Genomic DNA, 16,763 nt, shown 5'->3' on the forward strand with positions numbered 1-16,763 from the left:
ATCCGGCCGGACGAGGCGCCGACGGTGCAGTTCGCGGCCATCCGGGTCGACCCTCCGCCACCACCTCCGGTCCAGGACTCGGGGCCGTCGACGGCGCCGCAGAAACAGAGCAACTCCCGCCTGCTGGCGTCGACCGGGTCGATCGCGGTGGCGACGCTCGTCAGCCGCATCACCGGTTTCGCCAAGCAGCTTCTCGTCCTGACACTGCTGGGCGGGTCGGTGGCCAGCTCGTTCACCGTCGCCAGCCAGATCCCGAACATGATCTCCGAGCTGGTGCTGGGCGCGGTGCTCACCGCCATCGTGGTGCCCGTCCTGGTGCGCGCCGAACGGGAGGACCCGGACCAGGGTGCCGCGTTCGTGCGCCGCCTGTTCACCGCCACCTGTGTGCTGCTCGGAACGGCGGCGCTGCTGGCGACCGCCGCGGCGCCCGTGCTCACCACCCACGTCTTCCTGTCGGCCGACGGCAAGGTGAACACGTCCCTCACCACAGCCCTGTCCTATCTGCTGCTGCCCGCGATCCTGTTCTACGGACTGTCGGCACTGCTCACGGCGATTCTCAACACCCGGCAGGTGTTCAAACCCGGTGCCTGGGCCCCCGTGCTGAACAACGTCGTGATGCTCACCGTGCTGGTGATCTACTACGCCACGCCGGGAGAGATCACCCTCGACCCGGTCCGGATGAGCGACCCGAAACTGCTGGTCCTCGGCGTCGGCGTCACGCTCGGTGTCGTGGTGCAGGCGATGAGTCTGGTGCCGGCGATCCGGCGCGAGGGCATCTCGCTGAAACCGCTGTGGGGCCTCGACGACCGGCTCAAGCAGTTCGGCGGCATGGCCGTCGCCATCATCCTGTACGTGCTGATCAGCCAGGCGGGCATGATCGTCGCCACCCGCATCTCGTCCCACGCGGACGCGTCGGGTCCCGCGATCTACAACAACGCGTGGCTACTGCTGCAGCTGCCGTACGGCGTGCTCGGCGTGACGGTGCTGACGGCGATCATGCCGCGGCTCAGCCGCAACGCCGCCGCCGACGACACCCCCGCCGTGGTCGACGACCTGTCCGTCGCCACCCGGCTGACGATGATCTCCCTGATCCCGATCATCACGTTCCTCACGTTCGCCGGACCGGAGATCGGTCAGGCGCTGTACGGGTACGGCAACTTCGGGTCCGGGGACGCCGAACGTCTCGGCGAGGCCGTCAGCTGGTCCGCGTTCACGCTCATCCCGTACTCGCTCGTGCTGATCCAGCTCCGCGTGTTCTACGCCCGCGAACAGGCGTGGACTCCCACGTGGATCGTCCTCGGCATCACCGCGGTGAAGATCGCGCTGTCCGCGCTCACCCCGATGATCGCCTCGAGCGACGACCAGGTGGTGATCCTGCTCGGCGTGGCCAACGGCCTCGGCTACATCACCGGTGCCCTCGTCGGCGGGTACCTGCTGCACCGCAGTCTCGGCAATCTCCAGATGGCGAACGTCGGCAAGACCGTGTGGGTGGTGGTCCTCGCTTCCCTCGCGGGCGCCCTCGCCATGCTCGGCGCCGACCGGCTGCTGCAACTCGACCGGCTCACCGAACTGTTCGGCGGACCGGGTTCCATGGTCCGCGTCGCCATCAGCGGCATGCTGATGCTCGTCGTCACGTTCGCGATCCTCTGGTTCGCGAAGATCCCCGAAATCGTGTCCATCACCGTCGCCGTCACCCGCAAGGTCCGCGCCCTGCGCGGTCGCGGCGCCGCACCGGAACCGGAGGTCGATCCGCTCTCAGACGCCGAAACAGAACTGATTCCCGTGGTCCGCGCCACACCGCGCGACACCGGAGGACAGCCGCGTGGTATCGAACGACCCGGTGGACTCCCGTACCCTGGACACGAGCGGGTCGGATCGCCGCCCGGTACTGGTCGGAGTTGGGCATTCGAAAATGAAGGAGTGAGGGTGAGCGACGACGACGTGGCCGGCAGCAAGAGAGCCGGAGGTTCTACGGTGCAAGCGTCCGAACGCGATTCGGCCGCCGCACCCAACGGCGTCGACGCCCCGACGACCCGGATCTCGTCCGAGTCGGCCTCCACCGACTCCGCGAAGTCCGACAAGAAGGCCGGCGCCGACGCACCGCAGAAGAAAGACGCGGACACCTCGCAAAAGAAGGCCGCCGACGCGTCCGCGGCCTCTGCCGGCACTCCGAAACCTGCGCAGAGCAACGAGACCGGGGCGAACGCCGAGAAGAAGGCGGCGCCGAAGACTCCCAGCGAAAACTCCGGCGAGTCGCCCGCCGACGAACGTCGAGACACACGTCACATGGGCTCCGCACCCGCACGGGATCTCAGCTACGACACCGGCGTGATCCCGATCACACCCGCGCCCGGTCGTGACCCCGGAGCGGGCCCGCGTCGTACTCCCCGTGGCCCCAAGCTCATTCCCGGCGCCTCCGTCGCCGGTGGTCGATACCGCCTGCTGACCCCGCACGGCGGTTCGCGGGGACTGCAGTTCTGGCAGGCACTGGACGTCAAGCTCGACCGCGAGGTGGCGCTGACCTTCGTCGACTCCGAGCAGCGCTCCACCTCGGCCGGTCCCGAAGGCCCGCAAGCAATTCTGTCGCGCACCCTGCGACTGGGCCGGATCAATTCGCCCGGTCTCGCCCGTGTCCTCGACGTGGTCCGGGGAAGCTCCGGCGGCATCGTCGTCGCCGAGTGGACTCCGGGCCGGTCGCTGCGGGAGATGGCCGACACCAAGCCGTCTCCGATCGGCGCCGCCAGCGCCATCCGCGCGCTCGCCGCGGCCGCCGAGACCGCGCACCGGGCCGGCGGGGCACTGTCCATCGACCATCCCGACCGCGTCCGGATCAGCATCAACGGCGATGCCGTGCTGGCGTTCCCGGCCACGCTCGCCGACTCCGACTCGAGTTCCGACGTGCGCGGGCTGGGCGCGATGCTCTACGCGCTCATCACCGCCCGCTGGCCGCTCGGCGACCCGTCCGCTCCCGCGGGTGAGCCGTCGGGTTCGAACCGCCCGGGCAGCGTCGGCGGCATGCGACTGGCCGACCGCGACTCCAGCGGGCAGCCCATCGGTCCGCGGGTGATCCGGCCGGAGGTCCCGTTCGAGATCTCCGCGGTGGCCCTGCGCTCGCTCGAGCCGAACGGTGGAATCCGCACGGCGGCCACCGTGCAGCACATCCTCGATCAGGCGGCCGTCGTCAACGACAAGACCGAGTTCATCCCCGTGCTGCGGCTCGGGCAGCGGGGCCCCAGCCCGTCCGGTCACGCTCTCGCCGACCCGGAAGCGCTGGAGGCAGAGAAGAAGAAGTCCAACCGGATGATCGCCGCGCTCGTCGGCCTGGCGGTCGTCACGATCATCGTGCTGGCGCTGCTGGGATTCTGGCTCGCCACGTTCCTCACGGGCAGCAGTTCCGACGCGCCGCTCACCGAACAGGACTTCGGACTCACCACCTCGGCCGAGGCCCCACCGAACCCGGAGTCGCCCGCCGCCGCGCCCGCCCCGGCGGCGAACGTCGCTCCGATCACCCCCTCGGGGGCGACGGTGTTCTCGCCGCAGGGCACACCCGACTCCGCCGCCAACGCCCGGCTGGCCATCGACGGCAACACGTCCACCGTGTGGAGCACCGACTCGTACTTTCAGCCGTTCCCTTCGCTGAAGAACGGTGTGGGCCTGATGGTCACGCTGGACGAGCCGGCGACCCTGTCGAGTGTGTGGATCAACTCGCCGACCCCGGGCACCAACGTCGAGATCCGCAGCGCCCCGTCCGAGAATCCGACGCTCGACCAGACGCAGGTGCTCGGTTCGAAGGTCCTCGGCAACGGCGTCACCGAGATCCCGGTCAAGTCGGAGGGACCCACCAAGAACGTCCTGGTGTGGATCACCGGCCTGAGCAATTCCCGCGGCACGAACCAATCGTCCATCGCCGACATCGGTTTCAACGCCTCCACGTAGTCGGCACCCGGTGCTCGCGGGCCGGCGAACTGAGCTAACATCCGCCGGTGCGAATCTTCCGGGGGGATTCCGAGGGTGAGCCCTCGGACGTCGACCTGTTGGCTGCGCACGTCGCCGGCGATCGGCACGCCTTCGAAACCCTGCTCGGACGGCACTACGACCACCTGTGGCACGTCGCCAAACGCACCAGCTACACCACCGAGGACGCGGCGGACGCCCTGCAGGAGGCGCTGCTGTCGGCCCATCGCAACGCGGGCTCGTTCCGCCGGGACGCCGCGGTCCGGAGCTGGCTGCACACGATCGTCGTCAACGCCTGCCTCGACCGCATCCGCCGGAACAAGGCCCGCCCGGCGGTGTCCCTGTCCGCCGACGAGGACGACGAACCGCGCGACACCCGCGATTACGTCTCCGAGGTGGAGCTCAGCCTGGTGGTCGAGCGCGCGTTGGCGCAGCTCCCTCCGGATCAGCGGACCGCGATCGTGGCCGTGGACCTCGAGGGCCGGTCGACCAGCGAGGCCGCGGCTCTCCTCGGGGTTCCGGAGGGCACCGTGAAGAGCCGCTGCGCCCGCGGCCGGAAGAAGCTGGCCGCTTCTCTCGAATATTTTCGGGTGGAGGGGAACCGATCATGACTCCGCAGCGTCAAAACCTAATAGGAGCGGGGAAGTGTCCTGACGTCCCGGACCATGTCCCGGACCACGATGATTCGGTGAGGAGGTGCCATGGCCGACCGTGAATCCGAGCCGTCCGATGCCGCGCTGCCCGAACCTCCCTATTCCGAGGACCTACTCGCGGATCTGCATGCCGGGGTGCTGCCGGAGTCGGTCGGCGATCGTCTGTGGCCGCTCGTCCGCAGCGACCCGCAGGCGATGGCCGTCATCGACGCCCTCGACCGGGTCACCGATCAGCTCGGTGCGCTCGGCCGCGATCACTCCGTCTCGACCCCGATTCCCGCCGACATCGCCGACCGCATCAACCGCGCGCTCGCCGCGGAACGCGACACCCCCGCCGAGGCCACCGTCGTGCCGATCGCCCGGCGCCGGAAGTGGGCTGCCGCGGCCGCGGGAACGTTCGCGGCGGCAGCAGCGGTCGTGGTGGCCGTTGCGGTCGTCGTACCGGACGGCCGGGAATCCGAGCCGCCGCCCGTTGCCCTGCCCAGTTCCGAGACCTCGCAGGCACCGGAGGTTCTCGACCTGGGCTCCGATCTCGATTCCGGACGCCTCCTCACCGTGATCGGTTCGCGGCAGCTCGGACCGCTCGAGGATCCTGATCAGCTGGCAGAATGCCTGCGCGCCAACGGTATCGATCCGGCCCGTGCGCTTCTCGGTTCCGGTGAGGTCCGCCTCGACGGCGTGCCCGGGGTACTGCTCCTGGTGGCCGCGCCGCGCCCGCCGCAGATCACCGCCCTGGTGGTGGGCCGCGAGTGCGGCGCGGACGATCCGGCCACGATCGCCGTCACCGACATCGGTTGACCCTCAGTCCCGTTCGGGTTCCGAACGGGCGACCGGCATGAGCAACTCGAGGATCTTCGCCCGCAATGCCGGAGTGTCGTCCTCCACGGCGATCAGGCTCGTGAAAAGGGCCGCGCCTGCGGCGAGCACCAGCACGGCCGTCGCAGTGCTCGACTCCCCGGAATCCGCGCTTCCGAACAGTTGAGTACTCGGCCCGCTGAATCCCCGCCAGAGCGCGGTCCGGAGATCGTCGTGGTCCCGTATCGCGGCCAGCAGTCCCGGCGTGGCCGCCCGCACCTCGGGTCGTGAGAACAGTTCGGCGCTGCCGGTCACCACCCAGCGAATCCAGCCTTCGCGATCGGTGCCCTCGAACGGCGACAGGTCGGGTGTCGCGCCGAGGATGGCGTCGAGAACCAGGTGTGCCTTCGACGGCCACCGCCTGGTGATGGACGCCCTGCTCACCCCGGACCGCGTCGCGATGGCTCGCATGCTCAGTTGTTCCCAGCCCGACTCCACGAGCATCGCGCGGGTGACCGCGAGGACGTCGGTGTCGATCCGCGGGTCGCGGGGGCGGCCGGTTCCGGTTGCATTCATTGGTTCGAATTGTGGGACAGAAGTGCCGTCCGCGCTATATCGTACCCATTACGAGTCCAGTGGCACCGTAATTCGAACGAGGCGGATACATGAAGATCGCGGTCACCGGCCACCGAAACTCCCGACGCCCTGCTCGCGGCGGCCGCCGGTGAGGCCGCGCGGATCGAACCGGTGGTCGGCGGCATGCAGATGATCGACGTGCGGGACGTGGCCGCCGTCCATGCCGCCGCGATGCACCCCGGCCGTGGTCCACGCCGGTACGTCTGCGGCGGTGAACTCGTCGAGTTCAATCAGCTCAACGACGTCCTCGAACACTCCTCGGGTCGTCGCATCCGGCGCATCCCACTGTCGGGCAGCGCCTTTCGCATGATCGGGCGGATCGCCGACGTGATCGGCAGACTCACACACCTCAGCCCCGGGCTCGGTTACGAGGCGGCCTGGCTCCTCACCTCGGCCACCCCCACCGACGACTCGAGAACCCGCGACGAACTCGGGCTCACCTGGCGACCGGCCCGCGCGGCGCTGGCCGCGACCTTCGCCTGAGCACCCAGCACCCCAGAAGGCAGACCACCATGACCGTTCCACCACCCCAGCCCGATATCTGGGAGCCGGCCCGCCTGGGCCCCCTGACGCTGCGCAACCGCATCGTGAAGGCGGCCACGTTCGAGGGCGTCATGCCACGCGGCCGCGTCACCGACCGGCTCGTCGACTTCCACGCCGAGGTCGCCCGCGGCGGCGCCGCACTGACGACCGTCGCGTACTGCGCCGTCTCACCCGGCGGACGCGTCCACGCAAACACCCTGGTGCTCGACCGCGCCCGCGTCCCCGACCTGCGCCGGCTCACCGACGCCGTCCACGCCGAGGGGGCATTGGCCGCGGCCCAGATCGGTCATGCCGGTCTGGTCGCGAACACGCTGTCCAACCGCACCAGGACGCTCGCGCCGTCCACTCGGCTCAGCTCGCCGGCGATGGGTCTCGTGCGAGGTGCCACCCGGGACGAACTCGAGGAGGTCACCCACGACTTCGAGAGCACGGCACGCAACGCCGTCGACGCCGGATTCGACGCGATCGAGGTCCACCTCGGCCACAACTATCTGCTCAGCTCGTTCATGAGCCCCAATCTCAACCGGCGCACGGACGAGTACGGGGGCAGCCTGGAGCGACGGGCGGCGTTCCCGCGCCGGGTGCTCGAGCGGGTGCGCCACGCCGTCGGCGACTCGGTGGCCGTCACCGCCAAATTCAACATGACGGACGGTGTTCCGAAAGGGCTGTGGCTCGACGACAGTCTCCGCATCGCCCAGCTCCTCGAGGCCGACGGGCACCTCGACGCGATGCAGCTCACCGGCGGCAGCTCGCTGCTCAACGGGATGTACTTCTTCCGTGGCGAAGTCCCGATGGCGGAATTCGTTGCCTCACAGCCGAAGCTGGTGGGCTGGGGACTGAAGGTGTACGGGCCGCGCATCTTTCCGACCTACCCATTCGAGGAGGCCTTCTTCCTGCCGATGGCCCGGCAGTTCCGCGACGCCCTGTCGATGCCGCTCATCCTCCTCGGCGGAATCAACCGGCTCGACACCATCGAGAACGCGCTCGGCGAAGGATTCGAGTTCGTCGCGATGGCCCGCGCACTGCTCCGCGACCCGGACCTCGTGAACAAGTTCCGCGACCGGCACGTCGCCGAGGGACTGTGCATCCACTGCAACAAGTGCATGCCCACGATCTACACGGGGACGCGCTGCGTCATCCGGGAGACTCTGCGCTGATCACGTGGCCTGCCGGGGGAGCGACCGGTATCACCTGCAGTCCGGGAACAACACCCTTTAGTCTTGTGTTGATCCATACGACTGAGCACCCCTCACTACTGGAAGGCCCGCATGACCACTCCATCGACGGTTCATGAACTCATCATCGTTGGTTCGGGACCTGCCGGATACACCGCTGCCGTCTACGCGGCGCGCGCGGAACTCGAGCCGCTGCTGTTCGAGGGGACCCAGTTCGGTGGCGCCCTCATGACCACCACCGACGTCGAGAACTTCCCCGGATTCCGCGAGGGAATCATGGGACCCGACCTGATGGACCAGATGCGCGAGCAGGCCAAGCGCTTCGGTACCGACATCCGCACCGAGGACGTCGAGGAACTCGACCTCACCGGCCCGATCAAGAAGGTCGTCGTGAACGGCGAGACCTACCAGGCTCACGCGGTCGTGCTGGCGATGGGTGCCGCAGCCCGCTACCTGGGGATTCCCGGGGAAGAGAAGTTGCTCGGCCGCGGCGTCAGCGCCTGTGCCACGTGCGACGGATTCTTCTTCAAGGATCAGGACATCGTCGTGGTCGGCGGCGGCGACTCCGCCATGGAGGAGGCCACCTTCCTCACCCGCTTCGCCCGCAGCGTCACCGTGGTGCACCGCCGTGAGGAGTTCCGCGCGTCCCGCATCATGCTCGAGCGCGCCAAGGCGAACGCGAAGATCCGGTTCGTGACCAACGCGGCGCCCGTCGAGGTGCTGGGGGAGAACAGCGTCACCGGCCTCGTGATCCGCGACACCGTCACCGGTGAGACGTCCACGCTGGACGTCACCGGCATGTTCGTCGCCATCGGTCACGATCCGCGCAGCGAACTGGTCAAGGGTCAGGTCGACCTCGACGACGCCGGCTACGTGATCGTCGAGAACCCGTCCACCGCCACCTCGGTGGACGGCGTCTTCGCCGCCGGCGACCTCGTCGATCACATCTACCAGCAGGCGATCACCGCCGCCGGTACCGGATGTTCCGCGGCGATGGATGCCGAGCGCTGGCTGGCCGAGCGCGGCGACATCACCGCCAACACCGTCGCCGCCGCCGGCTCACCGGTCGACGCCTGAGCCGGCCACCCACACCCACCTACCCATCTCGAGTAAGGGAAATCCCCGTGTCGAATACCGTCACCATCACCGATGATTCGTTCCAGCAGGACGTCATTTCCAGCGACAAGCCCGTCCTCGTCGACTTCTGGGCCACCTGGTGCGGCCCCTGCAAGATGATCGCCCCCGTCCTGGAGGAGATCGCCGGTGAGCACAGCGACAAGCTGACCATCGCGAAGCTCGACATCGACGCCAACCCGGGCGCTGCCCGCGACTTCCAGGTCATGTCGATCCCCACGCTGATCCTGTTCAAGGACGGCAAGCCGATCAACACGATCGTCGGCACCAAGGGCAAGGCTGCGCTGCTGAAAGAGCTCGCCGACGTTCTCTGATCGACACCCGAACACCCAGCGCGATTCCCGATTTTGTGGGAATCTCTGAGACAATCGATCGATGTGCTCCAGTCGCATCAGCTAGACCGACCGGGCACATCGATCGTTTTGTTTGTACCGAGATTCGTATTTCTCGTTGATTCGGACTGAGAGGCCCTGAAACATGCACCGACTCCGTCACGGCGACCATGGTCCGGCCGTCGCTGAGATTCGGGGCACTCTGGCCGGTCTCGGTTTCCTGCACAACGGTGTCCCCGGCACCCGGCGTGAGAGCGCCAACGGATCCCACTGGATCGCCCCCGACGCCGTGTTCGATCATCACCTGGACAGCGCCGTACGGGCCTTCCAGCAGCAGCGTGGGCTCCTCGTCGACGGAATCGTGGGTCCGGCCACCTACCGGTCCATGAAAGAGGCGTCGTACCGCCTGGGCGCGCGCACGCTGATCTACCAGCTGTCCGCACCGCTCTACGGCGACGACGTCGCCACCCTGCAGACCCGCCTGCAGGACCTCGGCTTCTACGTCGGACGGGTCGACGGCTTCTTCGGCCCGCAGACCCACGACTCCCTGTCCTCGTTCCAGCGGGAGATCGGCATCGCCGCCGACGGCATCTGCGGTCCCGCCACCCTGCGGTCGCTCGAGTTGCTCGGCACCCGCGTCACCGGTGGGTCCCCGCACGCGATGAGCGAAGAGGAAATGGTCCGCAGCTCCGGGCCGCAGCTGAGCGGCAAGCGGATCGTCATCGATCCGGGCCTCGGCGGCAACACCTACGGAACCATCGTCCGTTCCCCGTACGGCACGATCTCGGAGTCCGACATCCTGTGGGACCTCGCCAGCCGACTCGAAGGTCGCATGGCCGCCACCGGGATGGAGACGTTCCTGTCCCGCCCGCACCACGAGAACCCCACAGACATCGAACGCGCATCCACGTCGAACGCCTTCGATGCCGACCTGATGATCTCGCTGCGCTGCGACGGAAACACCAGCCCCTCCGCGAACGGTGTCGCCAGCTTCCACTTCGGGAACTCGCACGGTTCGACGTCGATGATCGGTCAGGTTCTCACCGGATTCATCCAGCGGGAGATCGTGGCACGCACGCCGCTGCAGGACTGCCGCACCCACGGCCGCACCTGGGATCTGCTGCGCCTGACGAACATGCCGACCGTGCAGATCGACCTCGGGTACCTCACCAACGACTTGGACGCCGCGGTGCTCTCCAACCCGCGGGCGCGCGACGCCATCGCCGAGGCGATCCTCATCTCCGTGAAGCGCCTGTACCTGCTCGGTCAGGACGATCAGCCGACCGGAACGTTCACGTTCGCGGAGTTGCTCGCCGAAGAGCTGTCTTCCTCCGAACGTTCCTGATCTCCCGCCGAGCGCTCAGTGCGCTCCGACGGGCGTGCGTTCTCCGATGTCGACCATGCTCACCGAGGCGGTGTGGATGAGACGCTCCAGCGCGGCCTCCACGTCTTCCTTCCATCCGTGATCCCGGTTCAGTTCGAGCCGCAGTCGCGGGAACCGGTGGTGGGGCGCGACGATCTCGAAACCGTTGTCCTCGAGGAAGGTCGCCGGAATCATGCACTCCTCGGGGGAGCATTCGCGAGCCGCGGTCGCCGAGGCCAGTCCCATTGTGTCGATCGGCCCGGTTCCCTCCGTGTTGCGGATCCCGAACGCCTCGAGGGCACGAACACCGCGGCGCACCAGATCGGCCACGACGGCCTGGATCAACGTGGTCCCCAGGTTCTGTTCTTCGCCGGCGGGCTCGAGCCGGAGACTCGTGAGGAGGACGGCGTCGGCGCCGACCGGAGCGGTCGGGAGTAACTGCGCGCGGGGCACGGTCCGCGGGGGAGCGTAGAGGGCGCTGCCGACCGGCTTCCCGTCCATGACGGCAACCTGCCCGCACGATCCCCATTCGAGCATGACCATCGACAGCCAGGCTTCCTTCTCGAATTCCTGGTCGCAGAATCCGCGCGAACTGTGGATCGCCGCCGGATCCATCTCCCAGAAGACACAGCGACGGGCATGGGCGGAGAGTTTGTCCAAGCCGTCGAGAGTGAGCGATGTGACGTGAGTCGACACTGGCTAGCTCAGCCTCCAAATGTCACTACCGCAGATCATTCGACATCCTCTGGTATTCAATGTGTTTCGCCCCCGATAGTTCTGCTGGAATCGGTCCGCCGGCGGCCGCTGTCACAGTGACGGATCATCCGCGGGTCCTTCTACCTCTCTCAGGCGCTCACGAATCGGCCTTCTGTGCCTCCATCATCCCAACGATCCTCTGAAGATCGTCCACCGAACCGAACTCGACCACAATCTTGCCCTTGCGCTTACCGAGGCTGACCGTGACCCTCGTGTCGAACGAATCGGACAACCGTTCGGCGACGTCCTGCAGGCCCGGCATCTGGATCGGCTTGCGTCGCTGGACGGGCTGCGCCTGGTCGTCGCTGCGGTTGGCGAGCGTCACCGCCTCTTCCGTCGCGCGAACCGACATGCCCTCCGCGACGATGCGGGCCGCCATCACTTCCTGCGCATCGGCACCCGCCTCCAGGGACAGGAGGGCCCGAGCGTGACCGGCGGACAGCACACCCGCCGCGACGCGTCGTTGCACGGGAATCGGCAACTTCAGCAGTCGGATCATGTTCGTCACGACGGGACGGGAGCGGCCGATCTTCGCCGCCAGTTCCTCGTGGGTCACCTCGAACTCTTCGAGCAACTGCTGGTACGCCGCAGCCTCTTCGAGAGGGTTCAGCTGGACGCGGTGGATGTTCTCCAGCAGCGCGTCGCGGAGCATGGCGTCGTCGCCGGTCTCACGGACGATGGCCGGGATCGTCTCCAGCTCGGCTTCCTGGCTGGCACGCCACCGACGCTCGCCCATGACGAGTTGGAACTTGCCGTCCTCGAGCGGGCGCACCACGATCGGCTGCATCAGACCGAACTCGCGGATCGAATGAACGAGTTCCGCGAGAGCGTCGTCATCGAACACCTGACGCGGCTGCTTCGGGTTCCGCTCGATCAGGTCGGGAGCGATTTCCCGGTACACCGCACCGGTGGGGGAGGGGAGGGGTTGGGCACCGTTGCCGGATGCGCCGTCGGCGCCCTTGCTAGCTCCCTTGCGCCTTCCGTTGTTTCCCGTGGACGCGGGAGCAGATTTCTCGTCGGTCGCAGAGTCCGACGAGTTCGGTGCGGGCGCGGTCAGCACGTTGCGCCGGTCCGTCCCGATCACGACGTCGGCGGCGGCGTTGCCCAACCCCGGTCCGGTCGTGGTCGGCCCGGTAGGAATGAGCGCAGCCAGTCCACGGCCAAGTCCACCCTTACGCGTCTGACTCATCGCTGCTCCTGCTTCGTGATGTGCGCGGTGCGTGCTGCGAGTTCACGTCCCGCATCGAGGTAACTCATGGCCCCCCGTGAACCGGGGTCATAGTCGAGCACAGTCATCCCGTACCCGGGAGCTTCGGACACCTTGACGCTGCGCGGAATGACAGCGCGGAGGACGGCGTCCCCGAAGTGGGTACGAACCTCCTCGGCCACCTGGTCCGCCAACTTGGTGCGGCCGTCGTACATCGTGAGGAGAACCGTCGACACGTGCAGGTCGGGGTTGAGATGCGCCTGCACCAGTTCGATATTCCGCAGCAGCTGTCCCACACCCTCGAGTGCGTAGTACTCGCACTGGATCGGGATCAGTACCTCCTTGGCGGCGACCATCGCGTTCACCGTGAGTAGTCCGAGCGACGGCGGGCAGTCGATCAGGATGAAATCGGCATCCACCTCGCCGAGCGCCTTCTCGGACAGCGCACCCTTCAGCCGTCCCTCGCGGGCGACCATGGAGACCAGTTCGATCTCGGCGCCGGCGAGGTCGATCGTGGCCGGAATGCAGAACAGCCGGTCGTTGTGCGGACTCTTCTGGATCGCCTCCGCGGCCGTCACCTCACCGAGGAGAAGCTCGTAACTGGACGGCACACCGGAGTGGTGGGCCACCCCCAACGCGGTGCTGGCGTTGCCCTGCGGGTCGAGGTCGATCACCAGAACAGTCAGCCCCTGAACCGCGAGAGCGGATGCGAGGTTGACGGCACTCGTTGTCTTGCCGACGCCGCCCTTCTGGTTGGCGATGGTGAGGATCCGCCGTTCGGGTGGTTTCGGCAGGCCCACCGAGTGCGGGTGCAGCACCTGGCTCGCCCGGTGCGCGGCGGCACCGATCGGAGTCTCCTCGACGGAGATTCCGTTGTAAGGGGCAGTGAATCCGTCGTCTCCGTTCCCGGAGCTAGTCGCCTGGTCGGATTGATGGTCGGTTTCACGTGAAACGGTTTCACGTGAAACGGCGGATTCAGGCCCACCCGACATTGACTACTCCTTCGATTGGGAATCGCTCGTTACTCGACATACTCACTCCCTGGTCCAGTGTGCTCATCGTCATCGACGCTGACGGCGTTTCGGTAAACGTTCTGCCCGAACGACAACGGTGGGGACAGGAAGCAGGCCCACTCCGCATTCCACGATATCCAGCTTGCCAGCACCCAAACGAGTCAAGGAAGCGCGATCACGGGAAATCTCTTCGGCGGCGCTCGAACCTTTCAATGCGAGCATTCTCCCATGCTCATGAATCAGCGGCAGCGACCACTTGGCCAACTTCTCCAACGGGGCCACCGCGCGGGAAGTGACGACATCCGCGCCACCGGCTTCCTTCACCACCCCGGACTCCTCGGCGCGACCCCGGACGACGAGCACGTCCAGACCGTTCGACTCCACGAACTCCGCGAGGTACACCGACCGTCGCAGCAACGGCTCGACCAACGTGATCCGGAGATCGGGCCGGGCGATCGCGAGGGGGATACCGGGCAAACCGGCACCGCTTCCCACGTCGACGACCGACTCGCCCTCAGCGATCAGCTCACCGACGACGGCACAGTTGAGGAGGTGACGTTCCCAGAGTCGCGGAACCTCTCGCGGTCCGATCAACCCCCGCTCGACACCGTCGGTCGCCAACGATTTGTAATAGCGCTCCGCAATATCGAATCGTTCACCGAACACCTGGCGTGCCGCCGCTTGTTCGTCCCATTCGGCCGGCTCTCCAGCATTCGGTTCCACGTGAAACATCCTCCCGCGAATAACGCGAAATCAACAAACACAGCCTCTCCATTATCCGCCCTCGCCCACGAGTATGTCCCTCAACTCGAACGCGCAACGCCGGACAGTGTCGAGCCGCACCCCTTCCGGTGGGGGAGGGGAGGGGTTGGGCATTCCAACGGCGACGCGACGTATCGCGCCGCGGGCGGGAACGGTTGTCTCGTCACGACGTGACGTCTCGATACGGGACGGATGAGTCTGGCCGCGGGAACCATGACGCTCGGTGCGCATCCTCCCAACGGCGCGCTGCCTTCGGCCGTTGATGGCGCCACACCGCATCGGGGTCGCCCGCGGGATGTTTCACGTGGAACCGCAGCGGCGAGCGCGGTGTCGCGGCAAGGTCACGTCGCCGCGCCCTCGATGGCACTGATTCTCGTTCCTACCCGGCCGGACCCGTGTCACCTCGACGAGCAGAGTTCACCGCGCCGGTCGAGTCGCGAGCAGTTTCACGGGGAACATCGGGGTGGTGTTTCACGTGGAACACACTCTGTGGGGATCGGTGCCAACCGTCTCGCGAACGTTACTCGAGCCGGGCGCGCCCTTCTATCGAAATTTCGCTTTCACACCTACGATTCCGATTTCGTAATCATCACAGTGACGAAACTCCCGGGTGTGGTTGGGTGGGTGAAACTACAACCTAAATTCGCCCGAAAAGGCCCCAAAGAATGACTGTCGCCGACCCACATCGATCGCCCGTCAGACACTGGTGTCCGGAAAGGAATGATGCTCGTGAGCGACGAGCCAACGACCGTCTTCCTTCCGCAACCCGACGCTGAGCCGAAGACGGTTCTCCGGATTGTCGGCGAGCTCCGCTTCCGTTCCGCACCGGAGGAGCGCGCGGGCGAATGCGACATCCTCGCCCGCAGTCACATCCAATGACACCAACTCGAACCTGGCACCTCTCGACTGCCATTCGAAGAATGACGGCCATGTCTCGCGATACTCATCGATTCCGCGAGCGCCCTCGTAGGGTGGTGGCACGTCGAACATCACGATGTCGTCGGTGTGGTCCCTGAGAACCCCAGCCATATCACCACCGTGCACAGCCTCGGCCCAACTTTCGATCAGATTCCGGATCTGTTGTTCGTCCTCGCTCATCTGTCACTCCATCCAGTCGACGGGCCCCGGTTCGGCCCCTTGGAAGGTGTGGACTTCGGAACTCGTCGAAACTCATCGCCGGTGCGACGTCCGGGACCGCAATTCATTTCGAGGAGTTCCCATCGTCGGCGCCCATCGTCTCGAGCGGGACTCGAGCACTTACCGGGGCCGCTCGACTTCGGGGGCACCGGCAAGATCCACCTGGCGATCGGGCTCGCGATCCGTGCCTGTCAGAGTGACGCCGACTGTTGTTCACGACGGTTGCATTGAGGTGTCGCGCCTGGTCGACCTATCCCACTACCGGAACCCGAATACCGACCCCCTCTTCGGCGACTGAAGATTGCCCTTCTCGGTTGGCGGTTGTGGTTGGGGGCGCCCCCGCGGGAAAGTCGTCGGTGACTTCGATCCGCCGGTGCGCAGCCTCTGCCCGACCTTCCACGGACAACATCCCGGCGCCCCTCCTGGCCGACTCGAGTCGGGATCAGCAGGCACCGGAACTTACTCGAGATCCGATACCTCGTCGTGTGCCGCCCACTGCGCCCGCTGCACTGTCGGCGTTCTTCACTGCCACACTGCGTTCAGTTCTCGGGTTCCGCCGCGTCTGAATTCTGCTGCGCGATGGAGGCCGGGCACGGACCCCTCGGTGGGGGAGGGGAGGGGAGGGGTCTGTGTTTCACGTGAAACGAAACGCACCCAAAGTGACGGGGTGGGACCAAAAAGGCGGGGCTCCCGGAAGTGAATCCGGGAGCCCCGCCTTGGTGCGTGGGTGGATCAGTCCTTGATGACGACCACGCGACGTGACGGCTCGGCGCCTTCGCTCTCACTCGAGACGCCGTCGACCTTCGCGACTGCGTCGTGAACGATCTTGCGCTCGAACGGCGTCATCGGAGCGAGCTCCTCGCGTTCACCGCTCTCGAGTACGCGACGTGCCGCCGAGGAACCCAGCTCGGTGAGTTCGGCGCGACGGCCGGCACGCCATCCGGCGATGTCCAGCATAAGTCGACTGCGTTCGCCCGTCGCCTGCTGCACGGCGAGGCGAGTCAGTTCCTGAAGTGCGTCCAGCACCTCACCCTTGCGCCCGACCAACTTGGTGAGATCGTCTCCACCGTCGATGCTGACAACAGCGCGGTCGCCCTCGACGTCCAGGTCGATGTCGCCGTCGAAGTCGAGTACGTCGAGCAGCTGCTCCAGGTAGTCGCCGGCGATTTCCCCTTCCTCGATCAGGTAGTCGTCAGAATCGGAATCCACCTCGGTGTCCGGGTTCTGCGTCGGTGCAGTCACGTCTGTCTCATCTCCGTCCACTGCGATGTCAGGCTCACTAGCCATGCTCGTTCTCTTTTCT

At 66.7% G+C, this 16,763-nt stretch carries 14 protein-coding genes and 1 pseudogene; 8 read left to right on the forward strand and 7 right to left on the reverse strand.

What is annotated here, in order from left to right:
• Positions 1-24: 24 nt before the first annotated feature.
• From murJ to CJ179_RS42580, 3 genes are all read left to right on the forward strand, one after another.
• Positions 25-3,936: a murein biosynthesis integral membrane protein MurJ gene (murJ, locus tag CJ179_RS42570; protein WP_095865453.1), complete on the forward strand. Its 3,912-nt coding sequence runs from the start codon at positions 25-27 to the stop codon at positions 3,934-3,936.
• A gap of 47 nt (positions 3,937-3,983) precedes the next feature.
• Complete coding sequence (gene sigM, locus CJ179_RS42575; RefSeq protein ID WP_005263510.1) at positions 3,984-4,565, forward strand: RNA polymerase sigma factor SigM; 582 nt, start codon at positions 3,984-3,986, stop codon at positions 4,563-4,565.
• Between the two features lie 90 nt (positions 4,566-4,655).
• The gene (locus CJ179_RS42580; protein ID WP_095865454.1) at positions 4,656-5,405 is read left to right on the forward strand and encodes a hypothetical protein; all 750 of its coding nucleotides are present in this window, start codon (positions 4,656-4,658) and stop codon (positions 5,403-5,405) included.
• A gap of 3 nt (positions 5,406-5,408) precedes the next feature.
• Here CJ179_RS42580 and CJ179_RS42585 read toward each other — a convergent pair whose 3' ends face one another.
• Positions 5,409-5,978, reverse strand: a complete 570-nt coding sequence (locus CJ179_RS42585) for a TetR/AcrR family transcriptional regulator (protein ID WP_095865455.1) — start codon at positions 5,976-5,978, stop codon at positions 5,409-5,411.
• A gap of 177 nt (positions 5,979-6,155) precedes the next feature.
• On the opposite strand from CJ179_RS42585, the pseudogene CJ179_RS42590 reads away from it, so the two are divergent.
• From CJ179_RS42590 to CJ179_RS42610, 5 genes and pseudogenes are all read left to right on the forward strand, one after another.
• Positions 6,156-6,521: pseudogene (locus CJ179_RS42590) on the forward strand (dehydrogenase); the annotation flags it as partial.
• A gap of 29 nt (positions 6,522-6,550) precedes the next feature.
• Complete coding sequence (gene nox / locus CJ179_RS42595; RefSeq protein ID WP_095865456.1) at positions 6,551-7,738, forward strand: 4,4'-dithiodibutanoate disulfide reductase; 1,188 nt, start codon at positions 6,551-6,553, stop codon at positions 7,736-7,738.
• Between the two features lie 111 nt (positions 7,739-7,849).
• Positions 7,850-8,833, forward strand: coding sequence for a thioredoxin-disulfide reductase (trxB, locus tag CJ179_RS42600; RefSeq protein ID WP_095865457.1), 984 nt, complete (start codon positions 7,850-7,852; stop codon positions 8,831-8,833).
• 47 nt (positions 8,834-8,880) lie between these two features.
• Positions 8,881-9,204, forward strand: a complete 324-nt coding sequence (gene trxA / locus CJ179_RS42605; RefSeq protein WP_005249122.1) for a thioredoxin — start codon at positions 8,881-8,883, stop codon at positions 9,202-9,204.
• A 163-nt stretch (positions 9,205-9,367) separates the two neighbouring features.
• Positions 9,368-10,567: an N-acetylmuramoyl-L-alanine amidase gene (locus tag CJ179_RS42610; protein ID WP_072942726.1), complete on the forward strand. Its 1,200-nt coding sequence runs from the start codon at positions 9,368-9,370 to the stop codon at positions 10,565-10,567.
• A gap of 15 nt (positions 10,568-10,582) precedes the next feature.
• Here CJ179_RS42610 and CJ179_RS42615 read toward each other — a convergent pair whose 3' ends face one another.
• The 6 genes from CJ179_RS42615 to CJ179_RS42640 all read right to left on the reverse strand — a co-directional run bounded on the left by CJ179_RS42615 (position 10,583) and on the right by CJ179_RS42640 (position 16,747).
• Positions 10,583-11,281: a hypothetical protein gene (locus CJ179_RS42615; protein ID WP_072942728.1), complete on the reverse strand. Its 699-nt coding sequence runs from the start codon at positions 11,279-11,281 to the stop codon at positions 10,583-10,585.
• Positions 11,282-11,438: 157 nt separating this feature from the next.
• Positions 11,439-12,530: a ParB/RepB/Spo0J family partition protein gene (locus CJ179_RS42620; RefSeq protein WP_072942730.1), complete on the reverse strand. Its 1,092-nt coding sequence runs from the start codon at positions 12,528-12,530 to the stop codon at positions 11,439-11,441.
• Positions 12,527-13,540 carry a ParA family protein gene (locus CJ179_RS42625; protein ID WP_072942732.1) on the reverse strand — a complete coding sequence of 338 codons (1,014 nt, stop codon included), beginning with the start codon at positions 13,538-13,540 and terminating at the stop codon, positions 12,527-12,529. The genes CJ179_RS42620 and CJ179_RS42625 overlap by 4 nt, the downstream gene beginning before the upstream one ends.
• A 69-nt stretch (positions 13,541-13,609) precedes the next feature.
• Positions 13,610-14,293, reverse strand: a complete 684-nt coding sequence (gene rsmG, locus CJ179_RS42630) for a 16S rRNA (guanine(527)-N(7))-methyltransferase RsmG (protein ID WP_012690670.1) — start codon at positions 14,291-14,293, stop codon at positions 13,610-13,612.
• A 726-nt stretch (positions 14,294-15,019) separates the two neighbouring features.
• Positions 15,020-15,421: an SgcJ/EcaC family oxidoreductase gene (locus tag CJ179_RS42635; protein WP_095865458.1), complete on the reverse strand. Its 402-nt coding sequence runs from the start codon at positions 15,419-15,421 to the stop codon at positions 15,020-15,022.
• Between the two features lie 771 nt (positions 15,422-16,192).
• Positions 16,193-16,747 carry a protein jag gene (locus CJ179_RS42640; protein ID WP_037234922.1) on the reverse strand — a complete coding sequence of 185 codons (555 nt, stop codon included), beginning with the start codon at positions 16,745-16,747 and terminating at the stop codon, positions 16,193-16,195.
• Positions 16,748-16,763 lie beyond the last annotated feature (16 nt).

It is taken from the genome of Rhodococcus sp. ACS1 (assembly GCF_002300155.1).
In the GTDB taxonomy this organism is placed as follows: domain Bacteria; phylum Actinomycetota; class Actinomycetes; order Mycobacteriales; family Mycobacteriaceae; genus Rhodococcus_F; species Rhodococcus_F koreensis.

Excerpts from the sequence above, each read along its gene's own strand:
- CJ179_RS42580 (WP_095865454.1), top strand. The coding sequence starts at position 4,656 with ATGGCCGACCGTGAATCCGAGCCGTCCGATGCCGCGCTGCCCGAACCT.
- CJ179_RS42585 (WP_095865455.1), bottom strand. The coding sequence starts at position 5,978 with ATGAATGCAACCGGAACCGGCCGCCCCCGCGACCCGCGGATCGACACC.
- nox (WP_095865456.1), top strand. The coding sequence starts at position 6,551 with ATGACCGTTCCACCACCCCAGCCCGATATCTGGGAGCCGGCCCGCCTG.
- trxB (WP_095865457.1), top strand. The coding sequence starts at position 7,850 with ATGACCACTCCATCGACGGTTCATGAACTCATCATCGTTGGTTCGGGA.
- CJ179_RS42610 (WP_072942726.1), top strand. The coding sequence starts at position 9,368 with ATGCACCGACTCCGTCACGGCGACCATGGTCCGGCCGTCGCTGAGATT.
- CJ179_RS42620 (WP_072942730.1), bottom strand. The coding sequence starts at position 12,530 with ATGAGTCAGACGCGTAAGGGTGGACTTGGCCGTGGACTGGCTGCGCTC.
- CJ179_RS42625 (WP_072942732.1), bottom strand. The coding sequence starts at position 13,540 with ATGTCGGGTGGGCCTGAATCCGCCGTTTCACGTGAAACCGTTTCACGT.
- rsmG (WP_012690670.1), bottom strand. The coding sequence starts at position 14,293 with ATGTTTCACGTGGAACCGAATGCTGGAGAGCCGGCCGAATGGGACGAA.
- CJ179_RS42635 (WP_095865458.1), bottom strand. The coding sequence starts at position 15,421 with ATGAGCGAGGACGAACAACAGATCCGGAATCTGATCGAAAGTTGGGCC.
- CJ179_RS42640 (WP_037234922.1), bottom strand. The coding sequence starts at position 16,747 with ATGGCTAGTGAGCCTGACATCGCAGTGGACGGAGATGAGACAGACGTG.